The organism is Pseudomonas sp. GW822-FHT03F08 (assembly GCF_058801265.1).
Genome location: NZ_JBXANC010000012.1, coordinates 172,568 through 188,037 on the forward strand (window position 1 = coordinate 172,568; position 15,470 = coordinate 188,037).

General features: G+C 60.3%; 15 protein-coding genes. 9 read left to right on the forward strand and 6 right to left on the reverse strand.

Features of this window, described 5'->3' with window-relative positions:
• Positions 1–366: 366 nt before the first annotated feature.
• Positions 367–1,146, reverse strand: a complete 780-nt coding sequence (gene yaaA, locus AC1RME_RS26420) for a peroxide stress protein YaaA (RefSeq protein WP_096819162.1) — start codon at positions 1,144–1,146, stop codon at positions 367–369.
• A gap of 139 nt (positions 1,147–1,285) precedes the next feature.
• Between yaaA and AC1RME_RS26425 the strand changes: the two genes are divergently transcribed.
• The 6 genes from AC1RME_RS26425 (at position 1,286) to AC1RME_RS26450 (ending at position 6,384) form a co-directional block, all read left to right on the forward strand.
• On the forward strand, positions 1,286–2,410 hold the full coding sequence (locus tag AC1RME_RS26425) for a polysaccharide deacetylase family protein (protein WP_096819164.1): 1,125 nt from the start codon (positions 1,286–1,288) through the stop codon (positions 2,408–2,410).
• Positions 2,411–2,759: 349 nt separating this feature from the next.
• Entirely contained in the window at positions 2,760–4,154 is a 1,395-nt protein-coding gene (locus AC1RME_RS26430; protein WP_096819166.1) for a PhoH family protein, read from the forward strand.
• Between the two features lie 102 nt (positions 4,155–4,256).
• A complete protein-coding gene (moaC, locus tag AC1RME_RS26435; RefSeq protein ID WP_007957321.1) occupies positions 4,257–4,730 on the forward strand; it encodes a cyclic pyranopterin monophosphate synthase MoaC in 474 nt (157 codons plus the stop codon).
• A complete protein-coding gene (moaD, locus tag AC1RME_RS26440) occupies positions 4,727–4,969 on the forward strand; it encodes a molybdopterin converting factor subunit 1 (RefSeq protein ID WP_096819168.1) in 243 nt (80 codons plus the stop codon). The genes moaC and moaD overlap by 4 nt, the downstream gene beginning before the upstream one ends.
• A 3-nt stretch (positions 4,970–4,972) precedes the next feature.
• The gene (gene moaE / locus AC1RME_RS26445; RefSeq protein WP_085711692.1) at positions 4,973–5,425 is read left to right on the forward strand and encodes a molybdopterin synthase catalytic subunit MoaE; all 453 of its coding nucleotides are present in this window, start codon (positions 4,973–4,975) and stop codon (positions 5,423–5,425) included.
• Between the two features lie 182 nt (positions 5,426–5,607).
• Positions 5,608–6,384: an ABC transporter substrate-binding protein gene (locus AC1RME_RS26450; protein ID WP_096819170.1), complete on the forward strand. Its 777-nt coding sequence runs from the start codon at positions 5,608–5,610 to the stop codon at positions 6,382–6,384.
• Positions 6,385–6,421: 37 nt separating this feature from the next.
• Here the strand turns inward: AC1RME_RS26450 and AC1RME_RS26455 are convergent, their stop codons facing one another.
• The 5 genes from AC1RME_RS26455 to AC1RME_RS26475 form a co-directional block, all read right to left on the reverse strand.
• The gene (locus AC1RME_RS26455; protein WP_096819172.1) at positions 6,422–7,063 is read right to left on the reverse strand and encodes a helix-turn-helix transcriptional regulator; all 642 of its coding nucleotides are present in this window, start codon (positions 7,061–7,063) and stop codon (positions 6,422–6,424) included.
• Between the two features lie 91 nt (positions 7,064–7,154).
• The gene (locus tag AC1RME_RS26460) at positions 7,155–8,282 is read right to left on the reverse strand and encodes an NAD(P)/FAD-dependent oxidoreductase (protein WP_096819174.1); all 1,128 of its coding nucleotides are present in this window, start codon (positions 8,280–8,282) and stop codon (positions 7,155–7,157) included.
• A gap of 14 nt (positions 8,283–8,296) precedes the next feature.
• On the reverse strand, positions 8,297–9,241 hold the full coding sequence (locus tag AC1RME_RS26465) for an ornithine cyclodeaminase family protein (RefSeq protein WP_096819176.1): 945 nt from the start codon (positions 9,239–9,241) through the stop codon (positions 8,297–8,299).
• A 124-nt stretch (positions 9,242–9,365) separates the two neighbouring features.
• A complete protein-coding gene (gene rhlB, locus AC1RME_RS26470; protein ID WP_096819178.1) occupies positions 9,366–10,844 on the reverse strand; it encodes an ATP-dependent RNA helicase RhlB in 1,479 nt (492 codons plus the stop codon).
• Between the two features lie 110 nt (positions 10,845–10,954).
• Positions 10,955–11,611, reverse strand: coding sequence for an alpha/beta hydrolase (locus AC1RME_RS26475; RefSeq protein ID WP_096819180.1), 657 nt, complete (start codon positions 11,609–11,611; stop codon positions 10,955–10,957).
• Between the two features lie 467 nt (positions 11,612–12,078).
• Between AC1RME_RS26475 and AC1RME_RS26480 the strand changes: the two genes are divergently transcribed.
• From AC1RME_RS26480 to AC1RME_RS26490, 3 genes are all read left to right on the forward strand, one after another.
• The gene (locus AC1RME_RS26480) at positions 12,079–13,110 is read left to right on the forward strand and encodes an amino acid ABC transporter substrate-binding protein (RefSeq protein WP_096819182.1); all 1,032 of its coding nucleotides are present in this window, start codon (positions 12,079–12,081) and stop codon (positions 13,108–13,110) included.
• Positions 13,111–13,175: 65 nt separating this feature from the next.
• On the forward strand, positions 13,176–14,357 hold the full coding sequence (locus tag AC1RME_RS26485) for an amino acid ABC transporter permease (protein ID WP_102619510.1): 1,182 nt from the start codon (positions 13,176–13,178) through the stop codon (positions 14,355–14,357).
• A 10-nt stretch (positions 14,358–14,367) separates the two neighbouring features.
• Positions 14,368–15,465, forward strand: coding sequence for an amino acid ABC transporter permease (locus tag AC1RME_RS26490; protein WP_096819186.1), 1,098 nt, complete (start codon positions 14,368–14,370; stop codon positions 15,463–15,465).
• Positions 15,466–15,470 lie beyond the last annotated feature (5 nt).

Consider the following 15,470-nt stretch of genomic DNA (forward strand, 5'->3'; position numbering starts at 1 on the left):
CATGTTCGGCGAGAATCGTTACCGGTGGTATGAGCTATGCATTTGGACATAGTTCCAGTCCGCCCATCGCCAAATCTGAAATTTCTTGAAATATTGAGAAAGATGGCACTGCTCTCATATTGATAGCACTTTCGATTTCGCCCTTTATTGATAGGCAGATAATCGCGTTAGATGGTTTTGTGCCACTACCGGTAAAAAATTTACGTGCCACTACTGAAAAAAATGACAACTGTCGAGTGAAAGAAAAGATAGAAATCGAGGCGATGTTTTTATGGCGCCAATAAATCGGCGAAAAGAGGGGAGGTTTTTTTGACGTCGTGCGAGCTGCACGACTCTCACTATAAAGAGTCGTGCAATGAGCATGCTTTATTCCGGGGCGTGGTCGCGCAGAAACACCAGATTGTCCGGTTTCGACTGTTCGGCACTGTAGCGATAACCCTGAGCATCGAACTGTTTGAGAGCGGCCGGATCGTTGATGCGCTCCTGGATCACGAAGCGACTCATCAGGCCGCGGGCCTTCTTGGCGTAGAAGCTGATGATCTTGTACTGGCCGTTCTTCAGGTCCTTGAACTCGGTGTTGATGATCCGCGCGTTCAGGGCCGTGCGCTTGACCGCCGAGAAGTACTCGTTGGAGGCCAGGTTCAGCAGCACGTCATCGCCCTGATCGACCAGCGCTTCGTTCAGCCATTCGCTGATGCGCGTGCCCCAGAATGCGTACAAGTCCTTGCCCCGGGCATTGGCCAGTTTGGTGCCCATTTCCAGACGATACGGCTGCATCAGGTCGAGCGGGCGCAGCAGGCCGTAGAGGCCGGAGAGCATGCGCAGGTGCTGTTGCGCGTAATCGAAATCGGCTTCGCTGAAGCTCTGGGCGTCGAGCCCGGTGTAGACGTCGCCCTTGAAGGCCAGCAGCGCCTGTTTGGCATTCTCGGGGGTGAACGCCGGTGTCCAGCTGCCGAAACGCGCGGCGTTGAGGCCGCCGATCTTGTCGGAGACGTGCATCAGTTCGCTGATCTGCGCAGGTGTCAGCTCGCGCAATTGCTGGATCAGCTCCTGGGAATGGTCGAGGTATTGCGGCTGGGTAAAGCGCTGGGTCGCCGGCGGTGTTTCGTAATCGAGAGTCTTGGCGGGGGAAATCACCATCAGCATGAAGTCGTCTCCTTTAATCGTGGGGGCGATTCTAGGGGGTTGAGGCGGATGACTCCAGCTATCAGGTCCATAGGTGATCGGCGGTTTGCGGGCCGGATCGGCTATAGTGCCGCGCGGGTTTTGTTATGGAGACACCCCTTTGCGCATTGTTCTTTTATTCACCGTGTGGCTGTTGAGCTTCGGGGCCGTTGCGGCACCGGGCGATATCGCCACGCTGGATCGCAGCACCTGGCCGGAGAAACTCGACAACCCGACCCTGTTCGACGTCGCCTCGCGGGCAGAAATCCTGATGTTCGCCCGGGGCCTGCTGGGCAGCGAGTCGCTGGATGAGGCCGCGCTGGCCCAGCGTCTGGGGCTGCGCACGGTCAATCTGGAGGCGATCAACAGCCTGCGTGAGCGTCTGTGGCAGCGGCTGCTCGCCAATTACAACTTCGCCCAACAGAGCTGCGATCAGGATGCCTCGTTCTGCTTCCTTGTCGAAGACCTGCCGACCCTGCGCGAGCAGGCGACCAAGTTCGTGGTCAGCGACGAAAGCTATTACACCCAATGGGCCGAGCCGAGCCGGATCTTCCATCTGCAATACCTGGACGAACTGATGCGCAAGGCGGCGCTGTCGCCGCAGACCACCAGCGAAGTCGATCATTTCGGCGACTACGAGCGCAACGGCGACGAGATGCATGACCGATTGTTCCTGCTCAGTTTCGACAGCGCTGCGAACCTGCAGCCGGACAATACCGACTGGATCGCCGACTACCTGCGCAAATCCAGTCTGAGCGGCACCTTCTTTTTGCTCGGCAAGGATGTGCAGGCGCGGCTGGCGGATCGCTCGGTGAATAACCTGCAATCGGAATTCTCGAAACTCTGCGTGGGCGTGCAGGGCTGGGAGTTCCGCTCCCACAGCCACTGGCAGGACTGGCAGGACTCGGTGCGCCGCAGCAGCGATCTGGTGAAGAACAAGCTGCCGGAGAACTACGTGCCGCTGTTCCGTCCACCGGATGGCCAGCGCCGCAGTGATGCCGGCAGTTTCTTCCGCAATCAGGGCCTGCAAGTGGCGCTGTGGGACATCGATGCCCAGGACGGTGCCGGCAAGCTCAAGGGCAATCCGAGCGCACAGCGGGTGCTGACCCTGATGCTGTTGTGGCGCCACGGGGTGATCAATTTCAACATGAAGCAGGATGCGGTGAAGACGGCGTTGCCGTGGCTGATCACGCAAACCGCGCAAAGCGGCATCGGCTGGGAGGACTGTCAGGACGCTTTTCGCTGACAAGCGGCGAAAGCCCGGAAACATTGGGCTTGGGGTGAATTTTTTGCAAAAATCGATGCAGGCGGACTTCCGACTCTAACGGGGGCGGGGCGGTCCGCCAAGGGCTTTTCGTCACTTTGCAAAATAAACTTCAAAAAAGCGTCAAAGTGCTTTTTTCTGTCACGGGTTTTGGAGTATTACGAAGTCAGACCGCCGAAACCTGCAACACAGGTGGCGTCTTCCAAGACCCATTTTGTGTGCGGTTCACCTGCTATCCCGACAAAAGCTGTGCAGGTGGATTCGGCAGTCACTTCGAGGCGCAGCACCGTCCAGGTATTGCGTCGAATGGCTCCCACAAAGGTGACCGAGTATGGATGATCACGGACGTAGCCCTTCCTCCAACCAGCCAATCCTTTATGTACTCGATACCAACGTACTGATTCACGATCCAAACGCCCTGCTGAATTTCGAAGAACACCACGTCGCGATCCCGATGACCGTGCTTGAAGAGCTGGACAAGCTCAAGAGCGGGCATCACAGCGTGGCCGCCGAATGCCGCCAGGCCATCCGGCTGATCGACAAGACGCTGGGCGATGCCTCGCCCGAAGACGTCGAGCAAGGGGTGCCGATCCAGCGCGGAAAGAGCGGGCCGAAGGGGTTGCTGTCAATTCTGATGAGCAAGCAGGCGGAGTCGAACCTGATTCTGCCCGAGCACCTGAACGACAACAAAATCATCAACCAGTTGATCGATCTGCACACCCGCGATCCGAAGAAACCGGTGGTGCTGGTCACCAAAGACATCAACATGCGCCTCAAGGCGCGCGCCTGCGGGATTGCGGCCGAGGACTACAGCACCGACCAGTTGGTCGACGACGTGTCCCTGCTGCCCAACGGCTACCACAACATGACCGGCTCCTTCTGGGACCGCGTGAGCAAGGTCGAAACCCGTCAGGACCATGGCCGCACCTGGCACCAGGTGCAATTGATCGACAACCTGCCGGCCGTGCACATCAACGAGTTCATCATCGATGAGCAGGGGTTCGTCGGCTGGATCAAGGAGATTGAAGAAGACCGGCTGCTGATTCTCGATCTGCACCAGGAACCGCTGCTGCATCAGGAAGCCTGGGGCCTCAAGCCGCGTGACATCTATCAGAGCCTGGCGCTGTATGCGCTGCTGGATCCGGACATTCATCTGGTCAACCTGTCCGGCGCCGCCGGTTCCGGCAAGACCATCCTGGCGCTGGCCGCTGCGATCGAGCAGACCATGGTCAGCAAGCGTTATCGCCGCATCATCGCCACCCGCAGCGTGCAGGGCCTGGACCAGGAAATCGGCTTCCTGCCCGGCACCGAAGCGGAAAAAATGGAGCCCTGGCTGGGGGCCATCACCGACAACCTCGAAGCCTTGCACATGGATGACGAAAACACCCATGGCAGCGTCGACTACATCCTCAGCAAAGTGCCGTTGCAGTTCAAATCGCTCAACTACATTCGCGGTCGCAGCTTCCAGCAGAGCCTGATCCTGATCGACGAATGCCAGAACCTCACGCCGCACCAGATGAAAACCATCATCACCCGGGCCGGCGCCGGTTCCAAAGTGGTGTGCCTGGGCAACCTGGCACAGATCGACACCCCTTACCTGTCCGCGACCAGTTCCGGGCTGACCTACCTGACCGAACGTTTCAAAGACTTCCCCAACGGTGTGCACATCACCCTGCAAGGGGTACCGCGTTCGATTCTGGCCGAATACGCCGAATCGCATCTGTAACCCTTACAAAGGAACCGGGCGACTGCAAAGTCGCCCGGTTTTTTATGTGCGGAAATTTGACCCGCAGGTTTACAATCGGGGCTCCTGATCAGGAGTAATCCCGTGCTGACTCATCTCGATTCCCAAGGTCGCGCCAACATGGTCGACGTCACCGAAAAAGCCGTGACGTTTCGCGAGGCGACGGCCCAAGCGCTGGTGCGCATGCTGCCCGACACCCTGCAGATGATCGTCAGCGGCGGCCACCCCAAGGGCGACGTGTTCGCCGTGGCGCGCATTGCCGGCATTCAGGCAGCGAAGAAAACCAGTGATCTGATTCCCCTGTGCCATCCGCTGATGCTGACCGGCGTCAAGGTCGAACTCAGCGCCGAAGGCGACGACGCCGTGCGCATCGTGGCTCGCTGCAAACTGTCCGGGCAGACCGGCGTCGAGATGGAAGCGTTGACCGCCGCCAGCGTCGCCGCCCTGACCATCTACGACATGTGCAAGGCCGTGGATCGCGGCATGACCATCGAAAGCGTGCGTCTGCTGGAGAAAGTCGGCGGCAAGAGCGGGCATTTCCAGGCGGAGCAGCCATGAACCTGACCGTGAAGTTTTTTGCCCGTTACCGTGAGGCGCTGGGCGTGGATTCGGTGAAGGTCGAGGGCGATTTCGCGACGGTCGACGATGTGCGCGCATTGCTCGCCAAGCGTGACGGCGCCGAGGTGCTGAGTGAACAGAACCTGATGTGCGCGCGCAACGAAGACCTTTGCCAGCTCGACGAGCCGGTGGTCGATGGCGACGAAGTGGCGTTTTTCCCCACCGTGACCGGAGGCTGAGACATGGCGATTCGTGTGCAGTCCACGGCGTTCGATCCCGGCGCTGAAGTCAACGCGATGCACGCGGCCAATGTCGGCGTCGGCGCGGTGGTGAGTTTTGTCGGCTACGTGCGCGACTTCAACGATGGCCTCGATGTTGCCGGAATGTTTCTGGAGCACTATCCGGGCATGACCGAAAAGGCCCTGGGCAAGATTGCCGTCGAGGCCGAACAGCGCTGGCCACTGTTGAAGCTGGAAGTGCTGCACCGCATCGGCGCGCTGGAGCCGGGTGAGCCGATCGTGTTCGTCGGCGCCGCAAGTGCCCATCGTCAGGCGGCATTCGACGCCTGCGCCTTCGTCATGGATTACCTGAAAACCCGCGCGCCGTTCTGGAAGAAAGAGAACACCAGCGACGGCCCGCGTTGGGTCGAAGGTCGTGACAGCGATCATGCGGCGGCGGATCGCTGGAAGCAGTAATTCCTCTCCTCAATCAATCTCCCCTCGACTCCCGACCATCGGCTGACGCCGATGGCGTTTGTCCAATTGACGGCTTATACGTAAAAGTCCAGTATGGATTTACAAGTACAAATAAAGCTTTTCCCTGTTTCAGCTCTTTCTTCTGTCTTGCCAAACCAACAACAACCCGCGAGAGAACGAACATGAAGAAATTCCCCCTCATCACCGGTCTGGCGCTGAGCCTGTTGGCGTGCAGTAGCGTGTTTGCCGCCGAGAAAACCCTGCGCATCGGTATCGAAGCGGCGTATCCGCCCTTCGCCTCAAAGACCGACCAGGGTGAAATTGTCGGTTTCGACTACGACATCGGCAACGCCCTGTGTGCGCAGATGCAGGTCAAGTGCGTGTGGGTCGAGGGCGAGTTCGACGGTCTGATTCCTTCCCTGAAAGTGAAGAAAATCGACATGGCGCTGTCGTCCATGACCATCAACGAAGATCGCAAGAAGTCGGTGGACTTCACCCACAAGTACTATTTCACCTCGTCGCGGCTGGTAATGAAGGAAGGCGCGACCGTCGATGACCAGTACGCCAGCCTCAAGGGCAAGACGGTCGGCGTGCAGCGTGCGACCACCACCGATCGTTACGCCACCGAGGTGTTCGAGCCCAAGGGCATCAACGTCAAGCGCTATGGCAACAACGAAGAAATCTACATGGACCTGGCGGCCGGGCGTCTCGACGCGATTTTCGCCGACACCATTCCACTGACCGACTTCCTGTCGATGCCGCGCGGCAAGGGTTACGCGTTTGTCGGGCCGGAACTGAAGGATCCGAAGTACGTGGGCGAGGGCGCCGGGATTGCGGTGCGCAAGGGCAACGCTGAACTGGTCAGCCAGTTGAATACCGCCATCGACGGCATTCGTGCCAGTGGTGAGTACCAGAAGATTTCCGAGAAGTACTTCAAGTCGGACATCTACGGCGACTGATCTTGAAAACCGTGCAGCCTTTGCAGGCTGCACGGCTTCAGCCCTTCAATTCCTTCAAGTGTTTGTACACCGTCGCCCGCCCCATGTTCAGCACATTGGCCACATAGTTCGAGGCACTCTTGCCCTTGAACGCCCCCTCGGCGTGCAGCGCCAGTACCAGCTCACGTTTGTGGTCGCGGGTCAGCAGATTCAGGCTCAGTTGCCGCTCGCGCAGCCAGGCGTGCAGGAAGGTGTTGATGCGCTCCTGCCAGTCATCGCGAAACAGTGAGTCCGGTTGCGGGATCAGCTTGCTCGGCGAGAGGAACAGGTCCAGCGCAGCCTTGGCGTTCTCGAACAGCGAAATATTCAGGTTGATGCACAGCACCGCCAGCGGATGCCCTTCGCTGTCCCGCAGCACAGTGCTCAGGCTGCGAATCTTCTGACCGTCCCAGTTGAGCTTTTCGTACGGGCCTATGTTCCGTTCGCTGACGTCTTCGCTGAGCATATCTTCCAGCGACGATTCATCACCGACCACCCGTTTCGACAGGTTGTTGGCGATGTAGTCGACCTTCTGTGTGCGCAGGTCATGCAACACCACTTCGGCATGTGGAAAGAACAGCGTGGCAATGGCGTCGGCGATGGCGTGGTAGTTATCCAGCGCGGCGTCATTCAGCTCGGGAGATTGTTCGGGGGTGGTCATTACTGTGGAGCTCCAGGCAACGTCAACGCCCCCGTGGTCCGGGGGCGTTGCGAGTGTGCCGCAATCCGTTGGGCGCGTCATCCGGGGGCAATCAGGCCAGGCGGGCGGGGGAGAGCATGGCGGCGGACAGACCGAACTGCTTGAGGTGCTCGGGCAGCGACTCACCGCGCACCAGCGCCGCGCTGGCCTGGCCCATCGCCGGCGAAGTCTGGATGCCGTAACCGCCCTGGGCCGCGACCCAGAACAGTCCTGGCACCTGCGGATCGAACCCGGACAACAAATCCCCATCGGCGACGAAACTGCGCAGGCCGGCCCAAGTGCGCGTCGGGCGGCGGATGGTCAGGGTCGTCGCTTCTTCGATCTGGTAGATGCCCATGGCGATATCCAGTTCTTCCGGCTGCACGTCGTGCGGCTCGACCGGGTCGGCGTTGGCCGGCGAGCCGAGGAACATGCCGGCGTCGGGCTTCATGTAGAACGATTCGTCGAGGCTGACCAGCATCGGCCAGTGGTGAATGTCCACGCCTTCGGGGCCGGCAAAGATGAACGCGGCACGGCGTTTTGGTTGCAGGCCCAGCGGCCGGGCGCCGGCCAGGGCACCGATCTTGTCGGCCCAGGCGCCTGCCGCGTTGATCACGATGGGCGCGCTGAAGGTCTGGCCGTTGGTCTGCACTTGCCAGACGCCGTCGGCATCACGGCTCAGCCCGAGCACTTCGCAATCGGTCAGGACTTGCCCGTTGTTGCGACGGATACCACGCAGATAGCCTTGGTGCAGAGCGTCGGTGTCGATGTCGCTGGCGGTCGGGTCGTAGATCGCGCCGTGGACTTTTTCCCGGCGCAGGATCGGCAGCCGCACGCAGGCTTCTTCCGCGCTGAGCAGTTGCATCTCCGGCACCGTGGCCTTGGCGCTGAGGTATTGATTGTTCAGTTCGGCGGCGTCACCGGTGAAGTCCACAGTCATTTCGCCGCGCGGAGTCAGTAGCGGGTGTTCACAGAAGCCGCTGGGCGGGTGATCGAAAAACGCTCGGCTGGCCTGGGTCAGCGCCCGAACCTGCGGGGTTCCATAAGCGGCGGTGAACAGCGCAGCCGAACGTCCCGTTGAGTGATAGGCAGGGTGCGACTCGCGCTCCAGCACCACGACCTTGCCATGTTGCGACAGCCAGAAACCGGTGGACGCGCCGGCAATTCCGCCGCCGATGATGATGAAATCTGCATGACTCATGAAAATCTCCGGTGTCAGCGCTGCAATTGATAGACGGCGTTGGCCAGGGCGATGTCTTCCAGACCCAGACCGATGGAGCGGAAGAACACGTGACGGTCGTAACCCGGACGCTGCACTTTCTCGCTGAGCAGATCCGCGAGGTCACCGATGATCGCGCTGTTGTCCCAGCCATGCTGTTCGGTGGCGATCAGCATCTCGCCGGCCGAACCTGGCGTGGTCAGACGATAGTCGCAGAACACCTGCATGTCGTTGAGGCTCTGCGGCGGCACTTCGTGGGCGCGCGGTGCGTTGGTGCTGATCGAGGTGATCAGCGCCGGTTTGTTCAAGGTTGCTGGGTCGATCACAGGTCCTGCGGACGAGGTGCAGAGCATGATCACGTCTGCGTCGGCAATGGCGGCTTCGCGGCTGTCAGCGATGCTCACGCGCGGATCGAGGGTTTGCAGCAGGCGGGCGGTTGCCGGGTCTTCATTCAACGTGGGCGAATACACGCGGATGCTCTGCCATTCGCGCAACGTCTTGACGTAATGCAGGTGCGCCTGGGCGACCTTGCCGCTGCCGATGATCGCCAGGCGCGAGGCTTTCAAAGGGGCGAGGGCGTCGACGGCGACAGCTGTGGTTGCCGCCGTGCGTGCGGTGGTCAGTTCGCCGGCATCGCAGAGCAGCAGCGGCTGGCCGGTCTGCATCGACATCAGCAGCGTCCACGCCGTCACCAGCGGGCCTTGTTCGCGGACGATGTAGGGCGAAGTCTTGACCCCGTACACGCCGTCTTCGGCCAGCACGCCCAGATAGTTGATGAAGTCCCCGGCGCCTTGGGGGAATTCCACCAGTTGCTGCGCCGGTTGCACCGCGTGCCCGGCCGCCAGATCGCGGAACAGCTTGCGCAGGATCTGCGGCACATCGATCCGGGCCAGAAGCTCACGGGCCTGGGTTTGGTCGATCACGTAAGGCGTACTGGACATGTCGGACTCCGGAGACTGTATCTAAACTAATTTGTCCATTATGGACTTTTAGTTTTATTGAACAATATCCGGGCGAAAAAAAAGCGCAGTCCGTTGCCGGCTGCGCTTCTCTTTATGGCGTCGCTTACTGTGGGCGCTTGCGCTCAACCGCCCGCAACAGATGCGTTGGTGGCGTTTCACAGCTGATCTTGCGACCGAGTTTTTCTTCGATGGACGGCAACTGATAGGAGTCGTCTTCACCGGCGAAGCTGATCGACACGCCATCGGCGCCGGCCCGACCGGTACGGCCGATGCGGTGCACGTAGTCGTCCGGGACTTCCGGCAGGGTGAAGTTGATCACGTGGCTGATGCCGTCGATGTGAATGCCGCGACCGGCCACGTCGGTGGCAACCAGAACGCGGATCTTGCCTTCGCGGAAGCCTTCCAGCGTCTTGATCCGCTTGTGCTGCGGCACGTCGCCGGACAGTTGCGCGGCGTTGATGCCGTCGCGTACCAGGCGTTCTTCGATGCGCCGCACTTCATCCTTGCGGTTGGCGAACACGATGACCCGCTCCCAGCCGTTGTCGTTGACCAGGTTGAAGAGCAGTTTGTATTTGTCGGCACCGGCCACCGCGTAGATGTGCTGTTCGACGTTCTCGTTGGCCACGTTGGTGACTTCGATTTCGACGATGGCAGGGTCGGTGGTCCACTGTTTGGCGAGGTTCATCACGTCTTCGGTGAAGGTCGCGGAGAACAGCAGGGTCTGGCGTTCGCTTTTCGGCGGGGTCTGGCGAATGATCTGCCGTACTTGCGGGATGAAGCCCATGTCGAGCATGCGGTCGGCTTCGTCCAGCACCATCACTTCGACCATGTCCAGGTGCACGTCACCGCGCTGGTTGAAGTCGAGCAGACGGCCCGGGGTGGCGACGAGGATGTCGCAATGGCGCGCTTCGAGGTGCTTGAGCTGCTTGTCGAAGTCCATACCGCCGACGAACGTCATGACGTTGAGGCCGGTGTACTTGGTCAGGTCGGCGGCGTCCTTGGCAATCTGCACCACCAGCTCACGGGTCGGCGCGATGATCAGCGCCCGAGGCTCGCCCATATAGCGCTCTTTCGGCGGCGGGGTCTGCAACAGCTGGGTGATGATCGAGATCAGGAACGCGGCGGTCTTGCCGGTGCCGGTCTGGGCGCGGCCGATGGCGTCTTTACCGGCGAGGGTGAAACCCAGCACCTGCGCCTGGATCGGCGTGCAATACGGGAAACCCAGGTCCTGGATGGCGTGCATCAGTTCCGGGGCGAGTTTGAAATCGTGGAAACGGGTCTTGCCTTCCTGTGGCTCGACGACGAAGTCTTCGAGTTTCCAGGGAATGACCGGGGCCTTGGGCTTCGGTTCGCGGCGTGGTTTGGCCGGTTTGGGTGTTTCGCTGCGGGCGCTTTCTGGAGCGGGAGCGGAAACAGCAGCGGGTGCCGGTTCGCGTTTCGGTGTGGCTACGGGAGCCTGGCGGTCCGCCGGTTTGGCATCGCTGCGATGACCGGGGGCGTGCGACGGCGCACTGGGAGCTGGCGCGAGTTGCTCAGCCTCGCTTTTTCCGAACATCTTCTTGAGTGCTTTGAGCACGGTCATCTCATCAATTGGTTAAGGAATGTACGCCGGCCAGTGTAATGCAAGAAACGGGCGCGGCGTAGTGGGATGATCAAAGGGGCCCGACCACTGGAAAATCGAGCCCCGGACGATCAGCGCAGGCGTTCGCTCAGCCACACGCCGATGTCGCGAATTTCTTCGGGTAACACTTCGTGCTCCATTGGGTATTCCTGCCATGTCACGGTGACACCATGGGCCTTGAGATACTCATACGCCGTGCGGCCCATCGAGTTTTGCACCACGTTGTCGAACTGGCCGTGCAGCGCCAGCACCGGAATCCGTTGCTGGCTGGCGGACAGCTCCAGTTCGTCGCTGAACGTCGGCGCGTAGGTCGACAACGCCAACACGCCGCCCAACGGCCCCTGCCATTTCAGAAACGCGGTGTGATAGACCACGGCGCCGCCCTGGGAAAATCCTGCAAGGAAAATCCGCGAAGCGTCTATTCCGCTGGCGCGCTGTTGTTCGATCAATTCGATGACGTGATCGGCGGACGCTTCCAGCTCATCGCGGTCGATGGCACGAGCCGGGCTCATCGCCTTGATGTCGTACCAGCTCGGCATGGCATAACCGCCATTTATTGTCACCGGGCGGGTCGGTGCCTGGGGCAAAACGAAGCGCGTGCTCAGCAGGCTTTCCTGCAAGGCCTCGGCCACCGGCAGAAAGTCATAGCGGTCGGCGCCGAGGCCGTGCAGCCAGATCACGCAGGCGTCTGCGGGCTTAACAGGCTGAAGAATCAAGGGCTCGGTCATGGCTGCTCCAAAAATGTGCGGGCGCTCTCATTAAGTGCGTGATTGGGGTGCGCGCCCGGTTGATCCGTTAAGAAGATGTCGCAAGGCTACAAGTTTTGCTATTGACCTGTCGCTCAATCGCTTCAGCGAGCGGTGTGGTACGGGCTTTGCTATGAGGTAGTCGTGCAATCGATCTCGCGCCTGGCGGTAACACTATCAGTGAACGCCCGGCGACGGGATAGCAAAGAATCCGGTGATGGATGTTCGCCAATGGCCGCAATGGGCTTCGCGAACGTGAAAGGGCTACAGCCCGTTCGGCCGACTGGTGAGAAGTGAGTTGTCCATGATGTGGATTTTCTCCTACTAGACTCATAGCGAAGGTCCTGCGTCGGTTGACCCCATAAAAAGCCAACACGGGTCAACAACGCCTCAAAAGGGTGCGACTGGACTCAAGCTCCGACACAACAAGAGCAAAACTGGAGGTTTGAATGAAGATGTTGAAATCCACTCTGGCGGTCGTGACTGCTGCAGCAGTCCTCGGCGTCAGCGGGTTCGCTCAGGCGGGTGCAACCCTGGATGCGGTACAGAAGAAAGGTTTCGTGCAGTGTGGCGTCAGCGACGGTCTGCCGGGCTTCTCCGTACCGGATTCGACCGGCAAGATCCTCGGCATCGACGCCGACGTCTGCCGTGCCGTGGCCGCTGCCGTGTTCGGCGATGCGACCAAGGTCAAGTTCAGTCAGTTGAACGCCAAGGAGCGCTTCACTGCTCTGCAGTCCGGCGAGATCGACATCCTGTCGCGCAACACCACCATGACCAGCTCCCGTGACGCGGGCATGGGCCTGAAATTCCCTGGCTTCATCACTTACTACGACGGCGTGGGCTTCCTGGCCAACAACAAGCTGGGCGTGAAAAGTGCCAAGGAACTCGACGGCGCGACCATCTGCATTCAAGCCGGTACCACCACCGAGCTGAACGTGTCCGACTACTTCCGCGCCAACGGCCTGAAGTACACCCCGATCACTTTCGACACCTCCGATGAAAGCGCCAAGTCGCTGGAATCCGGTCGTTGCGACGTGCTGACCTCCGACAAGTCCCAACTGTTCGCCCAGCGCAGCAAGCTGGCCTCGCCGAAGGACTACGTGGTTCTGCCGGAAACCATTTCCAAGGAACCTCTGGGCCCGGTCGTGCGTAACGGCGACGACGAGTGGCTGGCCATCGTGCGCTGGGTCGGCTACGCGCTGCTCAACGCTGAAGAAGCCGGCATCACTTCGAAAAACGTACTCGAAGAAGCCAAGTCTACCAAGAACCCGGACGTTGCCCGTCTGCTGGGTGGCGACGGCGAGTACGGCAAGGATCTGAAACTGCCGAAGGACTGGGTCGTGAAAATCGTTTCCCAGGTGGGTAACTACGGCGAAATCTTCGAGAAAAACCTCGGCAAGAGCACTCCGCTGGAAATCGACCGTGGCCTGAACGCGCTGTGGAACAACGGCGGCATTCAGTACGCACCACCAGTGCGCTAATGGTTCTATCACCCGGCGGGCCAACCGCCGGGTGATGTTCTGTTCCATTTCTTGCGGGGCACTTCATGCAAAATTCAATCGGCGCACCAAAGCAGAGGTTCAGCCTCAGCGATCCACGTGTGCGTGCGTGGCTATTCCAGATCATCACCGTTGTGGCGGTGGTCGCCATGGGCTGGTATCTGTTCGACAACACCCAGACCAACCTTCAGCACCGGGGCATCACGTCCGGGTTCAGCTTTCTGGAGCGCAGTGCCGGATTCGGCATCGCTCAACACCTGATCTCCTACACAGAAGCGGACAGCTATGCCCGCGTGTTCGTGATCGGCCTGCTCAACACCTTGCTGGTGACCTTCATCGGCGTGATCCTGGCGACCCTGCTGGGCTTCATCATCGGTGTGGCGCGGCTGTCGCCGAACTGGATCATCAGCAAGCTGGCGACTGTGTATGTGGAAGTCTTCCGCAACATTCCGCCGCTGCTGCAAATCCTGTTCTGGTATTTCGCGGTGTTCCTGACCATGCCGGGGCCGCGTAACAGCCACAACTTCGGCGACACTTTCTTCGTCAGCAGCCGTGGCCTGAACATGCCGGCCGCGCAGATGGCCGACGGCTTCTGGGCGTTCGTGGTCAGTGTCGTGGTGGCTATCGTCGGCATCGTGCTGATGAGCCGCTGGGCCAACAAGCGCTTCGAGGAAACCGGCGAGCCGTTCCACAAGTTCTGGGTCGGCCTGGGAATCCTGCTGGTCATTCCGACGCTGTGTGCGCTGATCTTCGGCGCGCCGCTGCATTGGGAAATGCCGAAGCTGCAAGGCTTCAACTTCGTCGGCGGCTGGGTACTGATCCCGGAACTGCTGGCCCTGACCCTGGCCCTGACCGTGTACACCGCGGCGTTCATCGCCGAGATCGTGCGTTCGGGGATCAAGTCGGTCAGCCACGGCCAGACCGAAGCGGCCCGTTCCCTCGGCCTGCGCAACGGCCCGACCTTGCGCAAGGTGATCATTCCGCAAGCGCTGCGCGTGATCATTCCGCCGCTGACCAGCCAATACCTGAACCTGGCGAAGAACTCCTCGCTGGCGGCCGGTATCGGTTACCCGGAAATGGTTTCGCTGTTCGCCGGCACCGTGCTGAACCAGACCGGTCAGGCGATCGAAGTCATTGCCATCACCATGAGCGTGTACCTGGCGATCAGTATCAGCATTTCCCTGCTGATGAACTGGTACAACAAGCGCATTGCGCTGATCGAGCGGTAAGGAATAGCGCATGAGTACTCATACTTTCAAACCCGACATGCCACCGCCGGCCAAGGTCTTCGGCCCGATGGCGTGGATACGCGCGAACATGTTCTCCAGCTGGCTCAACACCCTGCTGACCCTGTTTGCGTTCTACCTGATCTACCTGGTGATTCCGCCGTTGCTCAGCTGGGCGATCTTCGATGCCAACTGGGTCGGCACTACCCGCGCCGACTGCACCAAGGCGGGCGCTTGCTGGGTGTTCATCGAACAGCGTTTCGGTCAGTTCATGTACGGCTACTATCCGGCGGATCTGCGCTGGCGCGTGGACCTGACCGTGTGGCTGGCGGTCATCGGTGTGGCCCCGCTGTTCATCAAGCGCGTGCCGCGTAAAGCGGTATACGGGCTGAGCTTCCTGGTGGTGTATCCGATTGTTGCCTGGTGCCTGCTGCATGGCGGCGTGTTCGGTCTGAGCGCCGTTGCCACCAGCCAGTGGGGCGGCCTGATGCTGACCCTGGTGATCGCCACCGTCGGCATCGCCGGCGCGTTGCCGCTGGGGATCATGCTGGCGCTGGGACGGCGTTCGAACATGCCGGCCATTCGTGTGGTCTGCGTGACGTTCATCGAGTTCTGGCGCGGCGTGCCGCTGATCACTGTGCTGTTCATGTCTTCGGTGATGCTGCCGCTGTTCCTGCCTGAAGGCATGAACTTCGACAAGCTGCTGCGGGCGCTGATCGGCGTGATCCTGTTCCAGTCGGCCTACGTCGCCGAAGTGGTGCGCGGCGGTCTGCAAGCGATCCCCAAAGGTCAGTACGAAGCCGCTGCCGCGATGGGCCTCGGTTACTGGCGCGCCATGGGCCTGGTGATTCTGCCGCAAGCCCTGAAGCTGGTGATTCCCGGCATCGTCAACACCTTCATCGCGCTGTTCAAGGACACCAGCCTGGTGATCATCATCGGCCTCTTTGACCTGCTCAACAGCGTCAAGCAAGCCGCTGCCGATCCGAAATGGCTGGGCATGGCCACCGAAGGCTACGTGTTCGCCGCCCTGGTGTTCTGGATTTTCTGTTTTGGTATGTCGCGCTATTCCATGCATCTGGAACGCAAGCTCGACACTGGCCACAAGCGTTAGGAGTT